The organism is Streptomyces antnestii (assembly GCF_004005495.1).
Lineage (GTDB): Bacteria > Actinomycetota > Actinomycetes > Streptomycetales > Streptomycetaceae > Streptomyces > Streptomyces antnestii.
The window spans coordinates 18,443-43,207 of the sequence record NZ_RZYA01000001.1; the positions used below are offsets into that span (position 1 = coordinate 18,443).

The 24,765-nt window shown below is 70.2% G+C and carries 17 protein-coding genes and 1 pseudogene; 13 read left to right on the top strand and 5 right to left on the bottom strand.

What is annotated here, in order from left to right; genetic code table 11:
- Positions 1-17: 17 nt before the first annotated feature.
- The 3 genes from EOT10_RS00080 to EOT10_RS00090 are packed head-to-tail and all read left to right on the top strand — an operon-like array spanning position 18 to position 4,903.
- Positions 18-911: a GNAT family N-acetyltransferase gene (locus EOT10_RS00080; protein WP_127825918.1), complete on the top strand. Its 894-nt coding sequence runs from the start codon at positions 18-20 to the stop codon at positions 909-911.
- A 58-nt stretch (positions 912-969) separates the two neighbouring features.
- On the top strand, positions 970-2,871 hold the full coding sequence (locus tag EOT10_RS00085) for an IucA/IucC family protein (protein WP_223280681.1): 1,902 nt from the start codon (positions 970-972) through the stop codon (positions 2,869-2,871).
- Between the two features lie 40 nt (positions 2,872-2,911).
- Entirely contained in the window at positions 2,912-4,903 is a 1,992-nt protein-coding gene (locus tag EOT10_RS00090; protein ID WP_127825919.1) for an ATP-dependent DNA helicase, read from the top strand.
- A 133-nt stretch (positions 4,904-5,036) separates the two neighbouring features.
- Here EOT10_RS00090 and lexA read toward each other — a convergent pair whose 3' ends face one another.
- A complete protein-coding gene (gene lexA, locus EOT10_RS00095) occupies positions 5,037-5,825 on the bottom strand; it encodes a transcriptional repressor LexA (protein ID WP_127825920.1) in 789 nt (262 codons plus the stop codon).
- Positions 5,826-6,362: 537 nt separating this feature from the next.
- On the opposite strand from lexA, the gene nrdR reads away from it, so the two are divergent.
- Positions 6,363-6,908 carry a transcriptional regulator NrdR gene (gene nrdR, locus EOT10_RS00100; RefSeq protein ID WP_127825921.1) on the top strand — a complete coding sequence of 182 codons (546 nt, stop codon included), beginning with the start codon at positions 6,363-6,365 and terminating at the stop codon, positions 6,906-6,908.
- A 137-nt stretch (positions 6,909-7,045) separates the two neighbouring features.
- Positions 7,046-9,943 carry a vitamin B12-dependent ribonucleotide reductase gene (locus tag EOT10_RS00105; RefSeq protein ID WP_127825922.1) on the top strand — a complete coding sequence of 966 codons (2,898 nt, stop codon included), beginning with the start codon at positions 7,046-7,048 and terminating at the stop codon, positions 9,941-9,943.
- Positions 9,944-10,031: 88 nt separating this feature from the next.
- On the opposite strand, the pseudogene EOT10_RS00110 reads toward EOT10_RS00105, so the two are convergent.
- Positions 10,032-10,583, bottom strand: a pseudogene (locus EOT10_RS00110) (TerD family protein); the annotation flags it as partial.
- A 211-nt stretch (positions 10,584-10,794) separates the two neighbouring features.
- Between EOT10_RS00110 and EOT10_RS00115 the strand changes: the two are divergent.
- From EOT10_RS00115 to EOT10_RS00125, 3 genes are all read left to right on the top strand, one after another.
- Positions 10,795-11,400 (top strand): YdbC family protein, encoded by a 606-nt coding sequence (locus EOT10_RS00115; RefSeq protein ID WP_127825924.1) that lies wholly within the window; start codon positions 10,795-10,797, stop codon positions 11,398-11,400.
- A gap of 134 nt (positions 11,401-11,534) precedes the next feature.
- Complete coding sequence (locus EOT10_RS00120) at positions 11,535-12,194, top strand: histidine phosphatase family protein (protein ID WP_127825925.1); 660 nt, start codon at positions 11,535-11,537, stop codon at positions 12,192-12,194.
- 12 nt (positions 12,195-12,206) lie between these two features.
- Positions 12,207-13,115 carry an ADP-ribosylglycohydrolase family protein gene (locus EOT10_RS00125; protein WP_127825926.1) on the top strand — a complete coding sequence of 303 codons (909 nt, stop codon included), beginning with the start codon at positions 12,207-12,209 and terminating at the stop codon, positions 13,113-13,115.
- Positions 13,116-13,207: 92 nt separating this feature from the next.
- On the opposite strand, the gene EOT10_RS00130 is transcribed toward EOT10_RS00125, so the two are convergent.
- Entirely contained in the window at positions 13,208-14,773 is a 1,566-nt protein-coding gene (locus EOT10_RS00130; protein WP_127825927.1) for an MFS transporter, read from the bottom strand.
- A 137-nt stretch (positions 14,774-14,910) separates the two neighbouring features.
- On the opposite strand from EOT10_RS00130, the gene EOT10_RS00135 reads away from it, so the two are divergent.
- From EOT10_RS00135 to EOT10_RS00145, 3 genes are all read left to right on the top strand, one after another.
- Complete coding sequence (locus EOT10_RS00135) at positions 14,911-15,534, top strand: TetR/AcrR family transcriptional regulator (protein ID WP_127825928.1); 624 nt, start codon at positions 14,911-14,913, stop codon at positions 15,532-15,534.
- 239 nt (positions 15,535-15,773) lie between these two features.
- Positions 15,774-16,475 carry a ribonuclease HII gene (gene rnhB / locus EOT10_RS00140; protein WP_127825929.1) on the top strand — a complete coding sequence of 234 codons (702 nt, stop codon included), beginning with the start codon at positions 15,774-15,776 and terminating at the stop codon, positions 16,473-16,475.
- A gap of 67 nt (positions 16,476-16,542) precedes the next feature.
- Complete coding sequence (locus EOT10_RS00145; RefSeq protein WP_127825930.1) at positions 16,543-17,208, top strand: hypothetical protein; 666 nt, start codon at positions 16,543-16,545, stop codon at positions 17,206-17,208.
- Between the two features lie 117 nt (positions 17,209-17,325).
- On the opposite strand, the gene EOT10_RS00150 is transcribed toward EOT10_RS00145, so the two are convergent.
- A complete protein-coding gene (locus EOT10_RS00150) occupies positions 17,326-17,964 on the bottom strand; it encodes a hypothetical protein (protein ID WP_127825931.1) in 639 nt (212 codons plus the stop codon).
- 218 nt (positions 17,965-18,182) lie between these two features.
- The gene (locus EOT10_RS00155) at positions 18,183-20,357 is read right to left on the bottom strand and encodes a RecQ family ATP-dependent DNA helicase (protein WP_127825932.1); all 2,175 of its coding nucleotides are present in this window, start codon (positions 20,355-20,357) and stop codon (positions 18,183-18,185) included.
- 133 nt (positions 20,358-20,490) lie between these two features.
- Between EOT10_RS00155 and EOT10_RS00160 the strand changes: the two genes are divergently transcribed.
- Positions 20,491-22,014 (top strand): DUF4192 domain-containing protein, encoded by a 1,524-nt coding sequence (locus EOT10_RS00160; RefSeq protein ID WP_127825933.1) that lies wholly within the window; start codon positions 20,491-20,493, stop codon positions 22,012-22,014.
- Positions 22,015-22,793: 779 nt separating this feature from the next.
- A complete protein-coding gene (locus tag EOT10_RS00165) occupies positions 22,794-24,701 on the top strand; it encodes a glycogen debranching N-terminal domain-containing protein (protein WP_431313240.1) in 1,908 nt (635 codons plus the stop codon).
- Positions 24,702-24,765 lie beyond the last annotated feature (64 nt).

Sequence of the window (24,765 nt, forward strand, 5' to 3'; positions counted from 1 at the left end):
CTGAGAGGAACGTCGCCGTGTCATCCACCGACGCGCGCAACGGCGCCGGAGTCTCGCCCACCACCCCGTTCGCCACCGCCGTCACCGACGAGAACCCCGAGCCGGTCCAAGCCGCCGGCGAGCTCGCGGGCCCCACCGCAGGTGCCGACACATCCGGCTTCGACCCGGACGCCGCCGACACCCTCGACCTGCGCCTGCCCGACGAACTCATCGACCTGATCGCCGCGCAGGGTGGAGCCGGCGGACAGGGCAACGGCAGCTCGGGGCACGGGCCCGGAACGGATGGCACATCGACCGGCCTGACCGACCGCGACCTGGCCGACCGCGACCTGACCGACGACGACCTGCTCGACAACGTCGGAGCGTGGGGACCGGTCACCACACGCTCCGGCGTCTTCCAGCTGGTCCCCGTCCGTATGGAACGCGACCTGCCACTGATCAGCCGCTGGATGAACGACCCCGCTGTAGCGGCCTTCTGGGAACTCGAAGGCCCACAAGCCGTCACGGAAGACCACCTCCGCCCCCAACTCGACGGCGACGGACGCAGCGTCCCCTGTCTGGGAGTGCTGGACGGCACGCCGATGAGCTACTGGGAGATCTACCGCGCCGACCTCGACCCACTGGCCCGCCACTACCCCGCCCGCCCGCACGACACCGGTGTTCACCTCCTCATCGGTGGTGTCGCCAACCGCGGCCGAGGACTCGGCACGAACCTGCTGAGGGCCGTCGCCGACCTCGTGCTCGACCACCGTCCGCCCTGCGCACGTGTCGTCGCAGAACCGGACCTCCGCAACACCCCCTCCGTATCCGCTTTCCTGAGTGCCGGCTTCCGCTTCTCCGCCGAGGTGGATCTCCCCGAGAAGAGAGCGGCACTCATGGTCCGAGACCGGGCCCTGCGCACTCTGCTGTGAACCCGTCACTCTTAGTAACGTCGCTCGCCCCGATCCGGTTCCCTCCCGAGGAGTCCCCGTGCCGAATCCGTCCGCGCCCCAGACTTCCGGAGCGTCTCCCGCTCTGTACGACCCGCCGGAGCTCACCTCCGCGAACTGGGAGCGCGCCGCAGCCCGGCTGCTGGCGAAGATGATCGGCGAGTTCGCGTACGAGGAGATCATCGAACCGGAACGCGAGCGGGATCCGGAACCGGAACGTGGCGGCGACCTCTACACCGTCTCCGTCGCGGGCGCTCACATGCCGCCCGGCAGCGCCTTCCGGTTCAGGGCCCGCCGGGGCGCTTACGGCAGCTGGCTCGTCGACCCGGGCAGCATCGAGTGGATCACCGGCCGGCCCGCGGACGACGACCTCGCCACGGACTCCTCGCGCACCGCGGCGAACCCCCCAGAACGTTTCACCGACCCCCTCGCCTTCCTCCTCCGCGCCAAACACGTCCTCGATCTCGACGGCGCCACCCTCGGGCACCTCATCCGCGAGCTCACCGTCACCCTCGCCGCCGACACCCGCCTCGACCACACCGCGCTCACCTCGGCCCAGCTCGCCGATCTCGGGTACGCGGAGCTGGAAGGCCACCAGACCGGTCACCCCTGGCTCGTCCTGAACAAGGGGCGCATGGGCTTCTCAGGAACCGACACCGCGCGCTGGGCCCCCGAGGCCCGCACACCCGGGACGCTCCCGTGGATCGCCGTCCACACCGGGCTCGCCACGTACCGAGGGGTCGCGGACCTGGCGACGGCACAGCGCCTCTACGACCGTGAGCTCACTCCGGAGACGCGGGACTCGTTCGCCGGCGTGCTTCGCGCGCGTGGCCTCGCCCCCGATTCCTACCTGTACCTCCCGGTACATCCATGGCAGTGGAACAACATCGTGCTGCCGCTCTTCGCCGGTTCGCTCGCGAAGGACGCGATCGTGCCGCTCCCGACCGACGGCGACGTGCGTCTGCCGCAGCAGTCCATCCGTACGTTCCTCAACGTGTCACGTCCCGACCGGCACACCGTGAAGCTCCCGCTCTCCGTGCTCAACACCCTCGTGTGGCGCGGCCTGCCCACGGAACGCACACTCGCGGCCCCCGCAGTGACCGCCTGGATGCACTCCTTGCGCGAAACCGACCCCTTCTTGAAGGAAGACTGCGGCGTCATCCTCCTCGGAGAGGTGGCCTCGGTGGCGGTCGAGCACCCTCTGTACGACGGTCTGGAGGAAGTGCCCTACCAGTACAAGGAGTTGCTGGGTGCCATCTGGCGCGAACCCGTCTCCCGGTATCTGGCGCCCGGCGAGCGGGCCCGCACACTGGCCTCGCTCCTCCACGTGGACCCGCACGGGCGGGCGTTCACCGCGGAGCTCGTCGCCCGCTCGGGCCTGATCCCCGACGTGTGGCTGCGCCGCCTGTTCGCGGCCCTGCTGCCCCCGCTCCTGCACTTCCTCTTCCGCTACGGCACCGTGTTCTCGCCCCACGGAGAGAACGCCATCGTCGTCTTCGACGACCACGACGTGCCGGTGCGGCTCGCGGTGAAGGACTTCGTGGACGACGTGAACGTGAGCGCCGAGCCGCTGCCCGAACACGACCACATGCCCCAGGACGTACGCGAGATCCTGCTCACCGAGGCACCCGCGTTCCTGACGCAGTTCATCCACTCCGGACTGTTCGTCGGCGTGTTCCGGTACCTGGCACCTCTGTGCGAGGAACAACTCGGGGTCACGGAGCAGACGTTCTGGTCCCTGGTGCGCGCCGAGATCCTGCGTCATCAGGCGCGCTTCCCCGAGCTCAAGGAGCGGTACGAGATGTTCGACCTGCTCACTCCCCGTATCGAGCGCCTCTGCCTCAATCGCAACCGGCTGCACCTGGACGGTTACCGTGACCGGCCCCATCGTCCCCACGCCGCCGTGCACGGCACGGTGCCCAACCCACTGCACCAGCCTTGATCGCGGGATTGTCAGTGGTGCCCCGTAGGGTGGTCGAGCTATGACTGCTTCCCCTCGCGCCTCCCTCCCCGAGCTCCTGCACGCCGCCGTCGCCGCTGTCGGTGGTACGGAGCGCCCTGGCCAGGTGACCATGGCCGCGAACATCGCCGAGGCGATCGACGACGGCTCCCACCTGCTCGTCCAGGCAGGCACGGGTACCGGTAAGTCCCTCGGCTACCTCGTGCCCGCCCTGGCTCACGGCGAGCGGGTCGTGGTCGCGACGGCCACGCTGGCCCTGCAGCGCCAGCTGGTCGAGCGGGACCTGCCGCGCACGGTCGACGCGCTGCATCCCCTGCTGCGCCGGCGTCCCCAGTTCGCCATGCTCAAGGGCCGGTCGAACTATCTGTGTCTGCACCGCCTCCACGAAGGGGCGCCGCAGGACGAGGAGGAGGGGCTCTTCGACCAGTTCGAGGCGGCCGCGCCGACCAGCAAGCTCGGCCAGGACCTGCTGCGGATGCGGGACTGGGCGGACGAGACGGAGACGGGCGACCGGGACGATCTCACCCCCGGAGTCTCCGACCGGGCCTGGTCCCAGGTGTCGGTCTCCTCGAGGGAGTGCCTGGGCGCCAGCAAGTGCGCGTACGGGCAGGAGTGCTTCGCCGAGGCAGCGCGTGAGCGGGCCAAACTCGCCGAGGTGATCGTCACGAATCACGCGCTCCTCGCGATCGACGCCATCGAAGGGGCGCCCGTTCTCCCCTCCCACGAAGTGCTGATCGTGGACGAGGCGCACGAGCTGGTCTCCCGGGTCACGGGCGTGGCGACCGGCGAGCTCACACCGGGGCAGGTGAACCGCGCGGTGCGACGAGCCGCCAAGCTCGTCAACGAAAAGGCGGCCGACCAGCTCCAGACCGCCGCCGAGGGCTTCGAGCGGCTCATGGAGCTCGCGCTGCCCGGCCGCCTGGAAGAGATTCCGGAGGACCTCGGCTACGCGCTGATGGCCCTGCGGGACGCCTCCAGGACCGTCATCTCGGCTCTCGGCACCACCCGCGACAAGTCGGTCCAGGACGAGGACGCGGTGCGTAAGCAGGCTCTCGCCTCGGTGGAGACGATCCACGACGTCTCGGAGCGCATCACGAACGGTTCCGAGTGGGACGTCGTCTGGTACGAGCGCCACGACCGCTTCGGAGCCTCCCTGCGGGTGGCCCCCATGTCGGTGTCCGGCCTGCTGCGAGAGAAGCTCTTCACCGACCGCTCCGTCGTACTGACCTCGGCCACGCTCCAGCTCGGCGGCGATTTCAACGGGGTGGGCGCGTCGCTGGGCCTCGCCCCCGAAGGCACCCAGGGCGAGGACCTCCCGCAGTGGAAGGGCTTGGACGTCGGATCACCCTTCGACTACCGCAAGCAGGGCATTCTCTACGTCGCCAAGCACCTCGCACGCCCCGCGCGCGAGGGCACCCGGACCGACATGATGGACGAGCTGGCCGAGCTGATGCAGGCCGCCGGCGGACGCACACTGGGGCTCTTCTCGTCCATGCGGGCCGCACAGGCCGCGGCGGAGGAGCTGCGGACGAGGCTCCCCGAGTTCCCGATCCTTCTGCAGGGCGAAGAGACCCTCGGCGAGCTGATCAAGGGGTTCGCGGCCGACCCGAAGACGTGCCTGTTCGGCACGCTCTCCCTGTGGCAGGGCGTGGACGTACCGGGTGCCAGCTGCCAGCTCGTCGTCATGGACAAGATCCCGTTCCCGCGTCCCGACGATCCGCTGATGAGCGCCCGCCAGAAGGCCGTCGAGGACGCCGGAGGCAATGGCTTCATGGCCGTGGCGGCGACACACGCGGCCTTGCTGATGGCCCAGGGCGCCGGCCGTCTCGTACGGGCGACCGGGGATCGCGGCGTGGTCGCGGTTCTCGACCCGAGACTGGCGACGGCCCGGTACGGAAGCTATCTGCGGGCCTCGCTGCCGGACTTCTGGTACACGACGGACCGGAACCAGGTACGACGGTCCCTGGCGGCGATCGACGCGAAGGCGACCGCCGAGGCGGGGGAGACCGAGTAGGCCAGGGGAATGCGCAGGGGCCCCGCACCAGTGGGGTCCCTCCCCGGACGAGCCGGGCCCAGCCCCGTCCATAGACACAGCAGGGCCCCGGAACCGGCGCAGTTGGTTCCGGGGCCCGGTCGGGGGCGCGGGGTCAGACCCGGCGCAGGACCGCCACCACCTTGCCGAGGATGGTCGCCTCGTCACCGGGGATGGGCTGGTACGCGGAGTTGTGCGGCAGGAGCCACACGTGGCCGTCCTCGCGCTTGAACCGCTTGACCGTGGCCTCGCCCTCGAGCATGGCGGCCACGATGTCACCGTTCTCGGCGACCGGCTGGCGGCGGACCGTGACCCAGTCGCCGTCACAGATCGCGGCCTCGATCATGGAGTCGCCGACGACCTTCAGAACGAAGAGCTCGCCGTCACCGACCAGCTGCCGGGGGAGCGGGAACACGTCCTCGACCGATTCCTCGGCGAGGATCGGGCCACCGGCGGCGATGCGGCCGACGAGCGGGACGTACGACGCGGCCGGCTTGCCCGTGGTGTCCGTCGGCTGCGCGCTCGGCTGGTCGGAGCCGCGGACCTCGTACGCGCGGGGGCGGTGCGGGTCCCGGCGCAGGAAGCCCTTGCGCTCCAGGGCCATCAGCTGGTGTGCGACCGACGACGTGCTCGAAAGGCCCACCGCCTGGCCGATCTCCCGCATCGACGGCGGGTAGCCGCGCCGCTGCACGGAGTCCCTGATCACCTCGATGACGCGCCGCTGCCTGTCTGTGAGCCCCGAGCTGTCCGCGCGGATCCCGGGAGGTCGGCCGGGCAGGGAGCGCGCGGGCTTTGGCCCCTCCGCGCTCATGGATGCGTCATTCATGGCATGCACCGGCTCGAGTCGGCCCTGGGAACGGTCCTGGGCGGTGATGGTGGCACTGTCTGCGGCGGTGGTGGTCACGTCGGTAGGCCCCTCTCGAGATGTTCTCCCTAGCTAGCCAACGGTAGTAGCTTTCGAAAGGTTGCGCCAAACACACGTTCGAGTGAAAAATCGCAGATCGCTTGTCGCGATCATGTGCCCAGGTGTATGCCTTGCGCTCTACCGGAGTGGCAATTCGGTTGATTACGGTACGCTTCACCGCCGAGGCCGTGACCCACTCCGTAGGGTCTCAGTGTGCCATCCGGTGGTCCGTCAACCCGGAACCGGCCCCCTTTCCGTGCGGCGCCGACCGCGATCCGCGGGCGCCCTGCGCGTGAACTGCGCGCTTCCGTCGTGGGCGCGCTCCCGCCCCGGCGGTCGAGCGGCGAAAGCGACACGCGTGGGGGCGAATTAGCGCTCAAGCACCAGATCTAGTGGTTGGATTGCATCAGCAGCCCAGAAGTTGTGGTCCCCGGTCCGTCGAGGTCTCGGTCATCGCCTATGCTTGAGGCTGCTTCGAGGGGCCTGAAGGGTCTCCCGAGGCCATTGAGTCGTGCCGTGAAGGAGGGTTGGAGTTCCATGCACTGCCCCTTCTGCAGGCACCCCGACAGCCGTGTCGTCGACAGTCGCACCACCGACGACGGCACGTCGATCCGCAGGCGCCGCCAGTGCCCCGACTGCTCCCGTCGTTTCACGACCGTGGAGACGTGCTCGCTCATGGTGGTCAAGCGGAGCGGGGTGACCGAACCCTTCAGTCGCACGAAGGTGATCAACGGCGTCCGTAAGGCATGCCAGGGCCGCCCTGTCACCGAGGACGCCCTCGCCCTGCTCGGCCAGCGCGTCGAGGAGGCGGTGCGCGCCACCGGCAGCGCGGAGCTGACCACTCATGACGTGGGCCTGGCCATACTCGGCCCGCTTCAGGAACTCGACCTCGTCGCCTACCTGCGCTTCGCGTCCGTGTACCGGGCGTTCGACTCGCTGGAGGACTTCGACTCGGCCATCGCGGAGCTGAGGGAACAGCTGCCCGGTGCGAGCCGGGGCGACGTGGGCGGAGAGCGCGAACCATGTGGCTGCGGGCCCGGAGGGACTGTCGAAGTCCCCGTGCCCGCCACCGCTGCCGACTGATCTGCCCAGGGGTCGGTCGGCGGCCATCCAGACCTGTTGCGGGCGGCAAGAGCGGCGTTCGCAATATCAAGACACACACCGTGCCACGGGAAGATCGAGGCACTTCGGGGCGTTTTAGCCCGGTATAGGGAGGCGGCATGACAGAGACGGCGAGTGGCCCGGCACGAGGTTCCCGCGCCAAGGGAGCCAAGGCCAGCAAGGGGCTGCGTATCGAGCGCATCCACACGACTCCCGGCGTGCATCCGTACGACGAGGTGGAGTGGGAGCGCCGTGACGTCGTCATGACCAATTGGCGCGACGGCTCGATCAACTTCGAGCAGCGTGGCGTCGAGTTCCCCGGCTTCTGGTCGGTGAACGCGGTCAACATCGTCACCAGCAAGTACTTCCGCGGCGCGGTCGGCACCCCGCAGCGCGAGGTGAGCCTCAGGCAGCTCATCGACCGGATTGTGAAGACGTACCGGAAGGCCGGAGAGGACTACAACTACTTCTCCTCGCCCGCCGACGCCGAGATCTTCGAGCACGAGCTGGCGTACGCCCTCCTGCACCAGATCTTCAGCTTCAACTCCCCGGTGTGGTTCAACGTCGGTACGCCGCAGCCCCAGCAGGTCTCCGCCTGCTTCATCCTGGCCGTCGACGACTCCATGGAGTCGATCCTCGACTGGTACAAGGAAGAGGGCATGATCTTCAAGGGCGGCTCGGGCGCCGGCCTGAACCTCTCCCGGATCCGTTCCTCCAAGGAACTGCTGTCCTCGGGCGGCAACGCCTCGGGTCCCGTCTCCTTCATGCGTGGCGCCGACGCCTCCGCGGGAACGATCAAGTCGGGTGGCGCCACGCGCCGCGCGGCCAAGATGGTCATCCTCGACGTCGACCACCCCGACATCGAGAACTTCATCGAGACCAAGGTGAAGGAAGAGGAGAAGATCCGCGCGCTGCGTGACGCGGGCTTCGACATGGACCTGGGCGGCGACGACATCACGTCCGTCCAGTACCAGAACGCCAACAACTCGGTCCGCGTGAACGACGAGTTCATGAAGGCCGTGGAGACCGGCGGCAAGTTCGGTCTGCGCGCCCGGATGACCGGTGACGTCATCGAGGAGGTCGACGCCAAGTCGCTCTTCCGCAAGATGGCCGAGGCCGCGTGGGCGTGTGCCGACCCCGGCATCCAGTACGACGACACCATCAACCAGTGGCACACCTGCCCGGAGTCCGGCCGGATCAACGGCTCGAACCCGTGCAGCGAGTACATGCACCTGGACAACACGTCCTGCAACCTCGCGTCGCTGAACCTGATGAAGTTCCTGAAGGACGACGGCAAGGGCCGCCAGTCCTTCGACGTCGAGCGCTTCTCCAAGGTCGTCGAGCTGGTCATCACCGCGATGGACATCTCGATCTGCTTCGCGGACTTCCCGACGCAGAAGATCGGCGAGAACACCCGCGCCTTCCGCCAGCTGGGCATCGGCTACGCCAACCTCGGCGCCCTGCTGATGGCCACGGGCCACGCGTACGACTCCGAGGGCGGCCGCGCCCTGGCCGGTTCCATCACCTCGCTGATGACCGGTACCTCGTACAAGCGTTCCGCCGAGCTGGCCGCGGTCGTCGGCCCGTACGACGGCTACGCCAAGAACGCCACCCCGCACCAGCGCGTCATGAAGCAGCACGCCGACGAGAACGCCAAGGCCGTCCGCATGGACGACCTGGACACCCCGATCTGGGCCGCCGCCACGGAGGCCTGGCAGGACGTCGTCCGCCTCGGCGAGAAGAACGGTTTCCGCAACTCGCAGGCGTCGGTCATCGCCCCGACCGGCACCATCGGTCTCGCGATGTCCTGCGACACCACCGGCCTCGAGCCCGACCTCGCCCTGGTCAAGTTCAAGAAGCTGGTCGGCGGCGGCTCGATGCAGATCGTCAACGGCACCGTCCCGCAGGCCCTGCGCCGCCTGGGTTACCAGGAGGAGCAGATCGAGGCGATCGTCGCCCACATCGCCGAGAACGGGAACGTCGTCGACGCCCCGGGCCTGAAGACCGAGCACTACGAGGTCTTCGACTGCGCGATGGGTGAGCGCTCCATCTCCGCGATGGGCCACGTCCGCATGATGGCGGCCATCCAGCCCTGGATCTCCGGCGCGCTCTCCAAGACGGTCAACCTGCCCGAGACCGCCACGGTCGAGGACGTCGAAGAGGTCTACTTCGAGGCGTGGAAGATGGGCGTCAAGGCGCTCGCCATCTACCGCGACAACTGCAAGGTCGGCCAGCCCCTCTCCGCCAAGACCAAGGAGAAGGAGAAGGAGGCGGTCACCGCCAAGGCCGAGGACACCATCCGCACCGCGGTCGAGAAGGTCGTCGAGTACCGTCCGGTCCGCAAGCGTCTCCCGAAGGGCCGTCCGGGGATCACCACCTCGTTCACCGTCGGTGGCGCCGAGGGCTACATGACCGCCAACTCCTACCCGGACGACGGTCTCGGCGAGGTCTTCCTGAAGATGTCGAAGCAGGGCTCCACCCTCGCGGGCATGATGGACGCCTTCTCGATCGCCGTCTCCGTAGGCCTGCAGTACGGCGTCCCGCTGGAGACGTACGTCTCGAAGTTCACGAACATGCGCTTCGAGCCGGCCGGCATGACGGACGACCCGGACGTGCGGATGGCGCAGTCGATCGTCGACTACATCTTCCGTCGCCTGGCGCTCGACTTCCTGCCCTTCGAGACGCGCTCCGCGCTCGGCATCCACTCGGCCGAGGAGCGTCAGCGTCACCTGGAGACGGGCTCGTACGAGCCCGCGGACGACGAGGTCGACGTCGAGGGCCTGGCCCAGTCCGCCCCGCGGCAGACGGAGACGCTGAAGGCCGTCGAGGCCCCCAAGGCCGAGACCGCGGCCGTGGCGCCCGCTCCGCAGCAGGCGCACACCAGCGCCGAGCTGGTGGAGATGCAGCTGGGCATCCAGGCGGACGCTCCGCTGTGCTTCTCCTGCGGCACGAAGATGCAGCGCGCCGGCTCCTGCTACATCTGCGAGGGCTGCGGCTCGACCAGCGGCTGCAGCTGATCAGCTGACGCAGTGAGGTGAGGGGCGGCGGGCCACAGGCTCGCCGCCCCTCACCTTTTCCCTGTCTACGTAGACCTCTACGTAGGGCTCAGTGCGCGCTGCCCATCGCGGCCGCGAACGACGTGGGGTCGCTGTCGAATCCCTGGAGCATCTCGCGGAAAGCCCATTCTCCGGAGTCGTCCCGCGCGAACTCGGCGACCACGGCCGCCGTCGAATCGGCCACTTCGGAGAAGTCGTTCTGCGCCAGGTCGGTGTATCCCTCACGGATCCGGACCGCGGTGTTCGCGACCGCTCCGAAGACCGTGGCCCGCTCACCCTGCTGTATGGCGACACCGACGACCACGCGCGCGTAGGAGGGCGACAGGCGCTCCAGCTCCAGTGTCATGACTTCGTCGAACCCGAAGCCCTGGCCCGTCGTGCTGTCCCGGTTGAGGGTGATCGTCCCGTCGGGGGAGCGGCTGTCGAAATACACGACGTACGCCGGTTCGCCGCCCGGTTCGCCGGACGTGTAGGTCGCCGCGATGATGTCGAGATCATGGGGTGGCGAGCCGGTCGGGCTCGGATCCCATTTCAGCGCGACCTCGACCTTCTTGAGCCCTTTCCTGAAGCTGCTCACCCGAACTCCCCCTCCTGGACCGCCGGTTACGACTGCTCATGCCTACTACGGACACGCTACGTCCTGCGATCGTGACCATGAAATGGAACAGGACAGGCCTGGATCTCGACGCCTGCTTGGCGCGAATCGGCTTCTCCGTGAGGGGACTTGGAGCACGGGTGCTTGGGAGCGACTGATCAGGATGCACGCCGCCGGAGCGTGACCGAACCCACGTCGCGGGCCGTACGATGGCGCGGTGCTGGTCAAGTGGATTCGCTGCGCCGTGACCGACCGTCGAGGGTTCGAGCGGGGGCAGCGAAAGTGGGCGGGGCTTCTGGGGGAGCCGGGATTCCGGGGACAGGGTGGGGGCTGGAGCAGAAATCGGCCGGAGGTGGCCCATGTCCTCGGCTTCTGGGAGAGCCGCGCCTTCTACGACTCCTTCATGGCGCGCTCGCACGACCGGCTCGCCGCCGCACAGTCGGGCACGTACAAGAACATCCAAGTGAAGCTCTTCGACCACCGGTTCGACGTGAAGACGGGGTTCGAGCCGCGCTTCACGGAGGCGGACACGGTGCGTCTCGCGCACTGCCGTGTGTATCCGCAGCGCGAGGAGCACTTCGCGCTGATGCAGGAGAAGGTGTGGAACCCCGCGATGGCCGGCTCCCCGGGGATGGTGCGGGGGCTCTTCGGCGAGGCGCCGGGCAACGAGTTCCTGATCCTCTCGATGTGGCACTCCGTGGCCGAGCACGGCAAGTACCAGGCGGAACGGGTGGAGCGGCTCTCGCTGCGGGCTCAGACGGAGTCCGACATCGCCGGGATCACGGGCGACATCGTCCAGCTGGAACCGTCCTGGACGGTGTGACCGGACCGGACCGGACGAACCGGACGGACCGGACGGACCGGACTGGTCGCGAGGAACGGGCACGCGGTGTGACATACGCCGGATGGAGCCCGCACGAGTGCTCGAACGAGCCATGTCCGATCTAGGGTTTTGGCATGGCACGTCCGCGGCGCATCGTCCTTGTCCGGCACGGCGAGTCGGAGGGCAACGCCGACGACACCGTCTATGAACGCGAGCCCGACCACGCCCTTGCCCTCACCGAGACGGGGCGGCAACAGGCGGACGAGACGGGAAAGTACCTGCGTGACCTGTTCGGGCGCGAGCGGGTGAGTGTCTACGTGTCGCCCTACCGCCGCACGCACCAGACCTTCCGCGCCTTCCGGCTCGACCCGGACCTCGTACGGGTGCGGGAGGAGCCGCGGCTGCGGGAGCAGGACTGGGGAAACTGGCAGGACAGGGACGACGTACGCCTTCAGAAGGCGTACCGCGACGCCTACGGGCACTTCTTCTACCGCTTCGCGCAAGGGGAGTCCGGGGCAGACGTGTACGACCGTGTGGGTGCTTTTCTGGAGAGCCTCTACCGCAGCTTCGAGGCGCCCGATCACCCGTCGAACGTCCTCCTTGTCACCCATGGACTCACCATGCGGCTGTTCTGCATGCGGTGGTTCCACTGGTCGGTCGCCGACTTCGAATCACTGTCGAATCCGGGGAACGGTGAGACGCGCGCACTCGTTCTCGGGGAGAACGGCAAATACACCTTGGACCGGCCGTTCGAACGCTGGCGTGATCCGGAACCGTACGGAGTCACCGGTTAGAGTGGCAGGGCGATGACCGCTGATTCCTCTCCTCATGTGCGGCTCGACCGCGCCTTGTCCAGCCTGCGTGGCCTGGCAGTGGGGGACGCGCTGGGCTCCCAGTTCTTCGTGCCCGCGAACTATCCGCTGCTCCAGCGCCGGGAGCTGCCCGACGGCCTCTGGCAGTGGACCGACGACACAGAGATGGCGTGCTCCGTAGTGGCGGTCCTGGCCGCCGAGAACCGGATCGAGCAGGACGAGCTCGCCCGGTCCTTCGCCGAGCACCATGACTTCGACCGGGGCTACGGCCCGGCGGTGAACCGGCTGCTCCGGCAGATCCGTGAGGGCGGGGACTGGCGCGCCCTGTCCTCCGCGCTCTTCAAGGGCCAGGGTTCCTGGGGCAACGGCGCGGCGATGCGGATCGCACCGCTCGGCGCCTGGTACGCGGACGATCCGGAGCAGGCCACGCATCAGGCCGAGATCTCCGCCTATCCGACGCACCAGCACCGGGAGGCCGTGGTCGGCGCCATGGCCGTGGCCGCCGCCGCCGCGCTCGTGGCGGATCCGGCGGGACCGCCGACGCCGCAGGCGCTGCTCGACGGCGTGATCGCGCTCGTGCCGCGCAGTGCGGTGGGCGCGGGGCTCAGACGGGCCAGGGACATGCTCGACTACGGTGACGCGGGGACGGTGGCCGCCGTCCTCGGGTGCGGCCGGCGGACGACGGCCCATGACACGGTGCCCTTCGCGCTGTGGTCGGCGGCGCGGGGCCTCGGTGACTTCGAGCGCGCGTTCTGGGCCACGGCCCAGGTCGGCGGGGACATGGACACGACGTGCGCGATCGTGGGCGGAGTGGTCGCTTCCGGTCCGGGTGGCGCTCCGGCGGACCAGTGGTTGCAGCGGACCGAGCCGCTGCCGGAATGGGCGCCGGGCCTGCCGGTCTGATCTGCGGCTCGCCCACTGCGTGGCGGATGCCGGGCCGCCTCGTCACCTGAGGCGGCCCGGCATCGATCGCACGTGGTGGGCGGCTTCCCTGGTCAGCCGCCCGCCGGTCCGGCCGCACCCGCGGTGCCCGCGAGTGCTTCCAGGTCGCTCTTGCGCACCCGGATCACCACAGTGGCGACGATCAGGGCGAGGAGCGCCATCGCCGCCGCCGGGACGAATGCCGTGGAGATGCCCTCGGCCAGCACCTGGTGACCCCACGGCGCCGGGAGCTGATGGGTCCTGGCAAACTCCGCCTTCTGCTCGGGCGTGGCCTGCGCCATGAACGACGGGATCTGATCCTTCGCCTCGTTCCGGCCGGCCGTGCCGAAGGCCGTGGTGAGGATGGAGAGGCCGAGCGAACCGCCCACCTGCTGCGTCGCGTTGAGCAGCCCGGATGCCGCACCCGCCTCGTGCGGGGCGACTCCGGAGACGGCGGTCAGGGTGAGCGTCACGAAGTTGAGCCCCATCCCGACGCCGAACAGCAGCATCGGGCCGAGCACCCCACCCGCGTACGAGCTGTCGGGGGAGATGAACGTCTGCCAGGCGAGGCCGAGCAGCACGAGGGTCGCGCCGGTCATCATGAAGGGCTTGGGGCCCAGTACGGGCAGCAGCCGCTGGGACACGCCCGCGCCGACGATGATCGCGGCCGTGACCGGGAGGAAGGCGAGGCCCGCCTCGATCGGCGTGTAGTCGAGGACGTTCTGTGCGAACAGGACGATGAAGAAGAACATGCCGAACATCGCCGCGGCCAGACTCAGCATGATCACGTAGGTGCCCGAGCGGTTGCGGTCGGCGAACATCCGCAGCGGTGTGATCGGCTCCCTGGCCCGGCTCTCGATGAACGCGAAGGCCAGGAGCAGCACGACGGCCGCCGCGAACGAGCCGGTGCTGAGCCGGTCGCGCCAGCCCTCCTCCGACGCTCGGATGAACCCGTACACGAGGGAGGCCATCCCGGCCGTGGACGTCAGCGCGCCCGCGATGTCGAAGCGTCCGGGGTGGCGCTCGGACTCGTTGATGAACACCGGCGTGAGCACGGCGATGAGGATGCCGATGGGTACGTTCACGAACAGCACCCAGCGCCAGTCGAGCCACTCCGTGAGCATGCCGCCGGCGAGGAGGCCGACGGCGCCGCCACCCGCGGAGACCGCGGCGAAGACGCCGAACGCCCGGTTCCGCTCCGGGCCTTCGGGGAACGTCGTGGTGATGAGGGCCAGCGATGTGGGCGACGCGATCGCGCCACCGACGCCTTGCAGGGCGCGGGCTGCGAGCAACTGCCAGGGTTCCTGGGCCAGTCCGCCGAGCAGCGACGCGAGGGTGAAGAGCAGGATGCCGGACATGAAGACCCGGCGGCGGCCGAGGATGTCCCCCGCGCGGCCACCGAGAAGCAGCAGGCCGCCGAAGGTGAGTGTGTACGCGCTGACGACCCAGGTGAGGTCCGTCGTGGAGAACTTGAGCGCGTTCTGGATGTGCGGGAGCGCGATGTTCACAATCGTCGCGTCGAGTACCACCATGAGTTGGCAGGCCGCGATGACGGTGAGGGCTATGCCGGGGCGCCCCTCCCGGCGGGCTGTCCCCGGCTTCTCGGGCTTCTGATCTTGAGTTAACTGAGAGGTTGACACTATGGATCCCCCACAAGTGCGTTAGTGAACGCAACCGTTCACTGTCGCGCCAAACGGTAGTGACTCCCCAACAGTGAACGCAACCGTTCACTGAAGAAGCTGCCTTGAGTTTCCGGATCCCCAACGGAGAGATGACGATGGATACTTCGCCCTGGACGGCCGCCCCCGCTCCGACGGCCACCCTGCGTCGGCGTGGTCCCGTGCTGGAGCGGGCCATCCTCGAAGCCGCGCTTGATCAGCTCAGTACGGTCGGCTGGAGCGGCCTCACGATGGAAGGTGTGGCGGCTGGCGCGCAGACGGGCAAGGCCGCCGTCTACCGGCGCTGGTCCTCCAAGGAGGAGCTCGTCGCGGACGCCCTGCGGGCGGGGTTGCCCAGGCTCGACGGGGCGCCGGATCGCGGCAACGTCCGGGACGATCTCATCGAGCTGTGCCGTCTGATGCGCGAGGCGATGTACTCACGTCCCGGATTCGCCCTGCGGTCGGTTCTTCACGAATGTGATTCGTCCACGGCTGAGCGCTTCCATGAAGTGATCTTCGAGGGTGTCGTCCAGCCGAGCGTGGAGCTGATCAAAGAGGTCGTACGCCGTGGGATAACACGCGGCGAGGTACGCCCCGGGGCCACGGACGAGTACGTCTGCGATGTCATCCCGGCGATGATGATGTACCGCTCCAAAGTGTGCGGGAGTGAATGGGGTGAGCGTGATCTCACGGAGATGATCGACCAGGTGATGGTTCCGCTGCTGCGGCCGCTGGGGGCGTGAGGCGGGGCGTGCGGCTGGGTGTTCGCTCAGTGTTCGGCTGGGCGTTCGGCTCGGTGCTCGGATGGTGGGGGCGGACGGGGGTGTGAAGGTGGTGCGGTTCGATGGTGGCGGGTGAGGGCGCGCCCGCGCCGGGCCGGCCGTGAGCCAGGCCGTGAACCGACGGTTCCGTCCGGCCCGGCATCGACCTCCTGGTACCGGGGTGTCGCCGAGGGGACACGGCGGCGTAGGCTGTTGGCGCCATGCCGTACGAACCACCCACTCACAGCGTCGAGCGCTCACTGCGCGCCACCACCGGAGCCAAGATCGTCGCCGGTGTGGACGAGGTCGGTCGCGGTGCGTGGGCGGGTCCGGTCACTGTGTGCGCAGCCGTCACCGGGCTGCGTCGACCGCCCGAAGGCCTCACCGACTCCAAGCTGATCAGTCCGAAGCGGCGCGAAGCGCTCGCCGAGACGCTGGAGAGCTGGGTGACGGAACACGCGCTCGGGCACGCCTCCCACGAGGAGATCGACGAGCTGGGCATGACGGCCGCCCTGCGGCTTGCCGCGGTGCGGGCCCTCGAGGCCCTTCCGGTCCGTCCGGACGCGGTCATCCTCGACGGGAAGCACGACTATCTCGGCGCTCCCTGGCGGGTCCGTACGGTGATCAAGGGCGACCGGTCCTGCGTGGCCGTCGCCGCGGCATCGGTGATCGCCAAGGTTCGGCGCGACAAAATGATGGCCGAACTGGGCATCGAACATGCAGACTTCGGTTTTGCGGCCAACGCCGGTTATCCGTCGCCGGTCCACAAAGCCGCGCTGGAGGAGCGGGGGCCCACCCCGTACCACCGGCTTTCGTGGGCGTACCTTGATGCGCTGCCCCAGTGGCGGCACCTCAAGAAGGCCCGCAGCTGGGCGGACGGAAACGTTCCGGAGATCGAAGGCCAGCTCGGCTTCGACTTCTGATCTTCCGCTCGCACTCATGTGCCACCCGCCGAGGCGTATCGCACCGGCGTTTGATAGATATCAGCTCATGCCTCTCCTTCCCGAGGAGTCTCAGATTCACGAGAGTGCCCAGGGTCCCCGCGCCACTTCGGCCCCCAGCGGCCGTACCGCGCCGACCCCCCGCCCCGTACCCGGCCCGCGTCCCGCGGCGCCGCCGCGACCCGGACGCCCGGGTCCCGCAAGGCCGATGCCGCCCGCGCAGCGCACGTCGCGCGAGTCGGCACCCGCCGTCAAGCCGGGGCCGTCGGCTCCGGCCGCCCCCGCTGCCGTGCCGACCGAGTCCGCCCCGGCGGGCTCGACCGAGCAGCCGCAGATCCAGCTGATCCCGGCTTCGGTCGAGGGCGCCCTGGACGCCGCGGAGGAAGCCGTCGACCTGCTCCTCGACTCGGGCCGTGCGCCCGGCGAGGTGCTGGTGATCACCACCGGTGACCCGCACCCGTGGGCCACCCACGAGCTGTCCTTCGGCGACACCGCCTACTGGGCGCAGCACGACGCGGGTGACGACGTCTTCTATGCCGACGCCGGTGCCGCCGAGCGCGCCACCAAGCGGCCCGTGGTCGTCGTCGCGCTGAACGGCGGCGCCGACGAGGTGGCCGCCACCGCTCTGCCGCTCGCCCTCGGCCGGGCGGGTGCCCTGCTGATCGTGTGCGGAGACCCGCAGCGGATCAACTCCCTGCTGGGCGCCGGAGTCTGACACGCCGCACGCCGGCCGCCCGGACCGCTCGACGGTTCCAGGGCGGCCGGCGGCGCCGTGTGCCCGGCGCGCACCAGCGCATTCCCGGTCGTCGGCAGCGGCGCCCAACCGGCCGTTTCAGCGGGCCGCCGCGCGCCGCAGCACTTCCGAAGCCGCACCACCTGTACGGGGAAGAGGCTGCTCCGCGCCCTCGAACCCCTCGGGCGTCGACCCCAGGCTGGGCCGCCGACCGCCGCGCCCCTCGCCGAGCACCTGCCAACCGTCACGCGTCATGGTGATGTACGCCCCACAGCGCAGCCCATGAAGCGTGCAGGCGTCGCGCAGCCCCCACATCCACGCCCCGTCCTCCTCGGTCCACCGCGCATCACCCTCGCGGCAGTAGAGCAGCACGGCCGTGCGTACCGGCGTACGGCGCCGAAGATCGTGCGGGATGACCCGGCGCAGCTGCGCGAGCAGCGCGTTGCGGAACACCCAGCCGTCCGCGGTGCTGGCGCGCCGTGCGAACGACGCGCTGGCCCTGAGCCGCTCCTCGCTGTCGAGCACGGCGACGACGGCCGTCTCCGGCTTGGGGCGATGCCGGACGTGCAGACCGCTGACGACCTCACGCGGATTGCGCAGCAGTGGGATCCCCGCCGCGGCCCATTCCGCGGGTTCGAGCATCCTGGCGAGTTGGTTGGCGGAGTCGGCGAACATGTCGGCACGGGTCGAGGACGCCGACAACGATGCCGCCGAGGACGGAGCGAATCCGAAGGTCACGGTCCTCCCTTCGGCTACGCGCCCACAAAGAGGGCGGGGTCGGACTGGGGGAGCGCACCGCGGCACAGCCCTACCGGACCACGAGGGAGCCGCGCGGGAGCGATTCCAATTCTTCCCGTCGTACTGGCTTGCGGCAACGAGCAATTGGAGCCGCGCGCCGGTATCTGGGGATGCGTCGCCTATATCCCTGCCCAAAGCTGCGGCCCCCGACGCCGGCCTCACCCCTGTACGGCCAGGACCAGCGGCAACACCCCCTTGGCGCCCGCTCGGCGCAGCAGTCGCGCGGCCATGGCCAGGGTCCAGCCCGTCTCCGTCAGATCGTCGACGAGCAGAACGGGACCCTCCACCGCCGCGAGCGCGGAGGAGAGCTCCGGCGGCACGACGAGAGCGCCGTCGAGGGCCCGCAGTCGCTGGGCGCTGTTGCTACGCGGCACGCGGGCGGTGTCGGCTCCCGCGGCGTATTCGATGGAACCCAGGAACGGGAGCCGTCCGACCTCGGCGATCCGGGCGCCCAGGGACTGGATGAGGCGGGGCTTGGACGCGGAGGCCATGGTGACGACGCCCACGGGGCGCGGCTGGGCGTCGGGGGCGCCGGCTGCCCAGCCGCCGGGGCCTTTCGCCCAGTCGGCGAGCACTTCCACCACAGCCTTCGCCACGTCGTCGGGCACCGGGCCGTCCGGGGCCTGTGGCGCCAGCATCGGCCGCAGCCGGTTGCCCCAGCCGATGTCCGAGAGGCGGCCGAGCGCACGGCCCGCCGCAGCCTGCTCGCCCGCCGGGATACGGCCCTTGAGATCGATGCCGACCGCCGCGAGACCGGTCGGCCACATCCGCCGGGGCTCCACGTCGGCGCCGGGGCGGCCGAGTTCACCCTTCGCGGCGTCGAGCGCGTCACCGGACACCTTGTCGCTGAAGCGTGCCCCCGCGCAGTTGTCACAGCGGCCGCACGGGGCCGCGCCCTCGTCGTCCAGCTGCCGGCGCAGGAACTCCATTCGGCAACCGGTCGTCGTCGCGTAGTCACGCATCGCCTGCTGCTCGGCCTCGCGCTGCTTGGCGACCCACACATAGCGCTCGGTGTCATAGATCCAGGGCTCGCCCGTGGAGATCCAGCCGCCCTTGACGCGGTGCACGGCGCCGTCCACGTCGAGAACCTTGAGCATCGTCTCCAGGCGTGAGCGGCGCAGCTCCACCAGGGGCTCGAGGGCCGGCAGCGACAGCGGCCGACCCGCCTGGGCCAGCGCGTCCAGCGTGCGCCGCACCTGCTCCTCCGGCGGGAAGGCGAGAGAGGCGAAGTACCGCCAGATCGCCTCGTCCTCCTTGCCGGGAAGAAGCAGCACCTCGGCATGCTCGACACCGCGCCCGGCCCGGCCGACCTGCTGGTAGTACGCGATCGGGGACGAGGGTGAACCGAGGTGGACCACGAAGCCGAGGTCGGGCTTGTCGAAGCCCATACCGAGTGCGGACGTGGCGACCAGGGCCTTGACGCGGTTGGCGAGGAGGTCCTCCTCGGCCTGCTGGCGGTCCACGTTCTCCGTCTTGCCCGTGTAGGAGGCGACCGTGTGCCCGCAGTGGCGCAGGTAGGCGGTCACCTCCTCCGCGGCGGCGACGGTGAGGGTGTAGATGATTCCGGAGCCGGGGAGATCGTCGAGGTGGTCGGCCAGCCAGGCCAGCCGGTGGGCGGCATCGGGGAGTTGGAGCACGCTCAGACTGAGGCTCTCGCGGTCGAGCGGACCGCGCAGCACCAGGGCGTCAGTGCCGCCCCCTGAGCCGCCGTCCGTGCCGAGCTGCTCGGCGACGTCCGCCGTCACCCGTGCGTTGGCCGTGGCCGTGGTCGCCAGGACCGGGACGCCCTGCGGCAGATCGGCGAGCATCGTGCGAAGACGCCGGTAGTCAGGCCGGAAGTCGTGCCCCCAGTCGGAGATGCAGTGGGCCTCGTCCACCACGAGCAGGCCGGTGGCGGCCGCGAGGCGGGGAAGCACCTGGTCGCGGAAGTCGGGGTTGTTCAGCCGCTCGGGGCTGACGAGCAGCACGTCGACCTCACCGGCGGCGACCTCGGCCTGGACGGTCTCCCACTCCTCCGTGTTGGAGGAATTGATCGTGCGGGCGTGGATTCCGGCGCGGGCCGCCGCATCCACCTGGTTGCGCATGAGCGCGAGGAGGGGGGAGACGATCACGGTGGGGCCGCTGCCACGCTCGCGCAGCAGCGCCGTGGCGACGAAGTACACCGCGGACTTTCCCCAGCCGGTGCGCTGCACGACGAGCGCCCTTCTGTGGTCAGCGACCAGCGCCTCGATCGCGCGCCACTGGTCCTCGCGCAGCCGGGCCCGGCCCGTCGGGTCACCGACGAGTCGGGCGAGTACGGCATCGGCGGCCGTGCGCAGCTCTTCGTTGCTCATGCCCCCATGCAACCCGATGGGTCGGACATTGCGCGAATGAGCCTTCCCGCCTGTGGACAACTCCTGTCGTGTCCCTGACCCGGGTTATCCACAGGCAAAAACGGAATCTCAGGATTCGCGGCATGGTCGTCGCATGACGAATCACAGCGAAGCAGCCGGCGCACCCGGCACGGAACAGGTCACCCTGCGCAACCCCGCCGAACTGGCCGAGGCGCTCCCGTACTTGCTCGGGTTCAGGCCCGAGGACAGCATCGTGCTCGTCGCCCTGCACCGCGGACGCTTCGGCGGGCGGGTGCGGATCGGAATCCCCGAGCGCCCCGGCGACTGGCCGTCCGTCGCGGACGAGATGGCCCGGTGTCTCGTCAGCGGCTGCAAGCGGAGGGAAGGGATCCCGGACGGCATCGTGGCGTTCCTGTGCCGGGATCCGAAGGCCCACGAGACCGGGCGGCAGACCATGGAGCACCTGCGGCCCCTGGCACAGTCGCTGCGCACGGCGTGCGGCGGCCTCGACGTGCCCGTGGTCGAGACCCTCTGCATCGCCGACGATCACTTCTGGTCGTACAGCTGCCCGGTCGCGGAATGCTGCCCACCCGACGGCACACCGCTGGCCGCGTCCGGTACGTCGGTCACCGCGGCCGCGATGACGTACGCGGGGATCCAGGTCAGGCGCCCGTTGCGGGAGACGAGGGCCCGGCTCGCGCCCTGGCAGACGGCGGCAGTGGCGGAGCAGGAGCGGGCGCTGGACGCCGCGGCCATGGCGCTCGTCCCCAGGATTCTCTCCGGCGCCCCGCGCGCCGAGATCGCCGGCGAGACACTCGATCTCGCCCAGCGTGTCTGGCGCCGCTTCGGGCACGCGCCGGCGGGCGGCGACACGCTGGAGACCGATCTCAGGGACGACGAGCAGCTCGCCCACGACGAGGCGGCCAGGCTCATCCTCGGCCTCCAGGACCGGCTGACCAGGGATCACGCGGCCGAGTGGATGGAGGGCGACGAAGCACCGCTGGCCCTGCGGCTGTGGAGGGCCCTGGCCCGCCGCTGCGTCGGCCCGTACGGCGAGCACGCGGCGGCGCCGCTGACGCTCGCGGGCTGGGTCGCGTGGTCCCTGGGTGACCGGGTGGAGGCGGGAGAGGCATTGGACATGGCCCTGGAGGCCGACCCGCGATATGTCTTCGCCCGCCTCCTCATGGAGGCGTGCAGCGCGGACCTGGATCCGGAGCTGGTGCGACGCAGCCTGCGCAAGTCCCGGGAAGACCGGATTCTGGCGGCGTCGGAGACGGGTTCCGAGGGGGGCGGGGACGTAGACGTTCACGGAGACGTAGACAGTCACGGAGACGGAGACGGAGACGGAGACGGAGACGGGTCGGGCGTCGGCGTGAGGTCGGGTGCCGGGGGAGTGGCTGACGTGGCCGTTGGTCCTGAGGGCGGGAGTGCCACTGGGCAGGCTGGCGCCGAGGAGTCAGAGGAGTCAGAGGAGTCAGAGGACTCACGGGAGTCGAGTGAGGCGCGGATGATGCGGGCCTTGGAGGCCGCCCTGCGACGGCGTGGACCGCGACGTTCCGGTGCCGGTAAGGGACCCGCCCAAGCGGGGGCGCATGCCACGCGGCGGCCGCAGGGGCGGCGCCGGGTCGGCCGGCAGGGGAGTCGGCGGGACGGATGAGGCCGGGTATGAGGGTGAGTGTGGGGGCGGGCAGGGGGTGGCGACTGCTCCCCTTCCTGTTCCGCTTCCTGTTCCGCGGGCGTGACTTGGTGCGGGGCAAGCCCGTTCACGTCTGTGGCGCAGCCGCTGACCGGGCCGCGCCGTCGTCTCCCCGTCGACCTTTCGGAGCGCCATCGGCGCCTCGCGCGCGCCCAGCGCGGAAGGAGCCATCCCGTGCCGCCCCCTGTGTCACCGACCGCGTCCGACGTACCCGCGGTGCTCGTTCTGGAGAAGGGCACCGGGCGCGGAGCTGCCGGCGGCTCGCATCGCGAGACGGTTCCGAGTGGTGGTCGCCGAGAGGTGAGGTGGCGATGACGTCGCCAACCGTGCACGGGGCAGAGCCTGATGACTGGACCTCGGGAGCGTTCGGGAACGCGTTCGTCGATTCGCTCGGGGGCGGACGGAGTGGCGAGGTCGTCGAGATCCCCTTGAAGCCGACCAGCCCGGCCACTCCCGGCCCCCGCAAGGAGGCGACCAGCCCGGCCACTCCCGGCCCCCGCAAGGAGGCGACCAGCTCGGCCTCTCTTGGCGCCAGCACGAAGTCGACCGTCCCGGTCCCCTCCCGGGACCGTGTCGAGTCGGCCGGCTCAGCCTCGCCCACGGGACGCACATCGCCGAGTGCCAAAGCTCCGTCCTCTGATCCAAAGGCTCCGTCGTCCGTCGCGCACGCCTGGCGGGCGTCCGCCTCCGTTCCCCGGCGATCCGCCGAGCTGCCACCGGCGCACGCGGCGCTCATCTGTGTGGCACTGCCGTTCCTCGCGATCTCTTCGCAGGAAGGCCAGTTGACGGGTGACGGACTGGAAGGGTTCTACCTTGCGGGGCGCCGCCTCCTGTCTCGCTGCCTGCTGAGGGTGGCCGGGCGTGAGCCGGTCGCGGTGCAGGCCCGTATGGCCGCCGCCGACCGGGCCAGATTCGTGGCGACGCTGCGGTCCGTGGTGGACGGCGGCCCTGACCCGGAGATCGTGGTCGAACGGTTGAGGCACGCCGACGGCACGGAGCGGATCACCCTGCGCAGCTCCGCCGTGCGCCCGCTGCGACTGCCCGTCGAGGTTGCGCTCGGCACGGATCTGGCGGAACTGGGCGCGGTGGCCGCCGGGCGGGCGGGCCGCGAACTGGCTGCCACCGTCCACGACTCCGGCCTGCGATGGTCGTCGTCGGCAGGGCACGCCGTCGTCTCCGCGGACCCGCCGCCCCTCGATGCGCTGGCCTCCGCCGGCCTGCTGCGCTGGGAGCCCGAGCTGCCACCGGGCGGCACCTGGAGTGTCGAGCTGCGGGTACGGACCGACAGCCCGGGGGCGGGCCGGCCGGCGGCAAACGGATCGGTACGTCCGCTGGCCGGGGCGGTAGCGGCAGGTGACGACCCACGCGTAGGTCCGCTGCTCAGGTCCTGCGTCGAGGACCTGCACGCGTTGCTGCTGCGCGACCCGGCGCACCCCTCGGACCTCTACCTCGCCGCGGGTGCGCCCTGGAGGTGCGGCCTGGCTCCGGCCGAGGCGTTGGCGGCGGCACGAATGGCGCTGCCTCTGGGAACGAGATTGGCGGCGAGCACGCTCAAGGCGCTCGCCCGCACACAACTCCCGGGATCGGGGCGGGAGTCGGGGATGATCCCCGGACCACTGAGAGACGCGGGCCCGCATCTGCCGCCCGGCTGCACGGGAACGGAAGCGACGCTGCTGTTCCCGGCGCTCCTCGCGGAGGCGAGACGCTGGGGACTTCCGGAACAGGAGGTCGCCGAGCTGTTGCCGACGGCTGAGCGCTGCCTCCACTGGCTCCGGTCCGCCGTCGGCGACAGTCCATACCTGGCGGACACAGGTCCCAGACGGCTCCTGCGCTGCGAGACCCAGGCGCATGCCCATCGCGCCGCGGTCCTCGGCGCGGATCTGCTGGACGCCCTCGGCCGACCAGGAGCGGTGGAGCTGCGCCAGTGGGCCCAGGCGCTGCGGACTCGATTTCAGGAGGACTTCTGGGCAGAGGACCGCGGAGGTGGCCGGCCCGCCGCCGCCCGCATGCCCGACGGACGCCTCCTGACCCACCTAGGCAGCGCCTCCGCCCATCTGCTCGACACCGGGCTGTTCGGCGGTGGTCTGATGGCGCCGGGCCTGCTCGACAAGGTGCAGATCGAGCAGCTCGCGCGGCTCCTGGGCGGTCCGGCGCTCGACTCGGGATGGGGGCTGCGCAGTCTGGGTGTACGGGAGACGTCGTACAACCCGTTCGGGCACCGTGGCGGCGCCGTTCGGGTGCAGGAGACGGCGCTGGCCGTGGCCGGACTGGCCTCGGCGGGCTACGAGAAGGAGGCGAGCTCGCTGCTGCGGGGCGTCCTGCTCGCGGCCGAGGCGTTCGGGTTCAGACTGCCGGAGATGTATGCGGGGGAGCAGCGTCGCGAAGGGGGCGCCCCGCTTCCGCACCCGGCCGCCTGCAGACCCGCGGCCACCGCCGCGGCGGCGGGAGTGCGGCTCCTGACCGCCCTCGTCGGGATTCGGCCGGACGTGCCCGCCGGGACGGTGACGCTCAGACCGATGTGCGCACCCCTGGGGGAGATCGGTCTGGCCGGGCTGCGGGTCTCGGGCGCCCCGTTCTCCGTGCGGGTCAGCAGGCTCGGTCTCGCCATGGTCGAGGAGGCGGCCGACGGGCTGCAGTTGGGGGCGTGACCGGCGAGGACGTAAGTATCGAAGATCGGCGGGGGCGCACTCCAGGAGCTCGAACAAGGTCCGA

Coding starts and splice junctions, on each gene's coding strand:
- EOT10_RS00145 (WP_127825930.1), top strand. CDS start 16,543: ATGCCTCTCCTTCCCGAGGAGTCTCAGATTCACGAGAGTGCCCAGGGT.
- EOT10_RS00160 (WP_127825933.1), top strand. CDS start 20,491: ATGACGAATCACAGCGAAGCAGCCGGCGCACCCGGCACGGAACAGGTC.
- EOT10_RS00155 (WP_127825932.1), bottom strand. CDS start 20,357: ATGAGCAACGAAGAGCTGCGCACGGCCGCCGATGCCGTACTCGCCCGA.
- EOT10_RS00090 (WP_127825919.1), top strand. CDS start 2,912: ATGACTGCTTCCCCTCGCGCCTCCCTCCCCGAGCTCCTGCACGCCGCC.
- EOT10_RS00125 (WP_127825926.1), top strand. CDS start 12,207: ATGACCGCTGATTCCTCTCCTCATGTGCGGCTCGACCGCGCCTTGTCC.
- rnhB (WP_127825929.1), top strand. CDS start 15,774: ATGCCGTACGAACCACCCACTCACAGCGTCGAGCGCTCACTGCGCGCC.
- EOT10_RS00135 (WP_127825928.1), top strand. CDS start 14,911: ATGGATACTTCGCCCTGGACGGCCGCCCCCGCTCCGACGGCCACCCTG.
- EOT10_RS00105 (WP_127825922.1), top strand. CDS start 7,046: ATGACAGAGACGGCGAGTGGCCCGGCACGAGGTTCCCGCGCCAAGGGA.
- nrdR (WP_127825921.1), top strand. CDS start 6,363: ATGCACTGCCCCTTCTGCAGGCACCCCGACAGCCGTGTCGTCGACAGT.
- EOT10_RS00120 (WP_127825925.1), top strand. CDS start 11,535: ATGGCACGTCCGCGGCGCATCGTCCTTGTCCGGCACGGCGAGTCGGAG.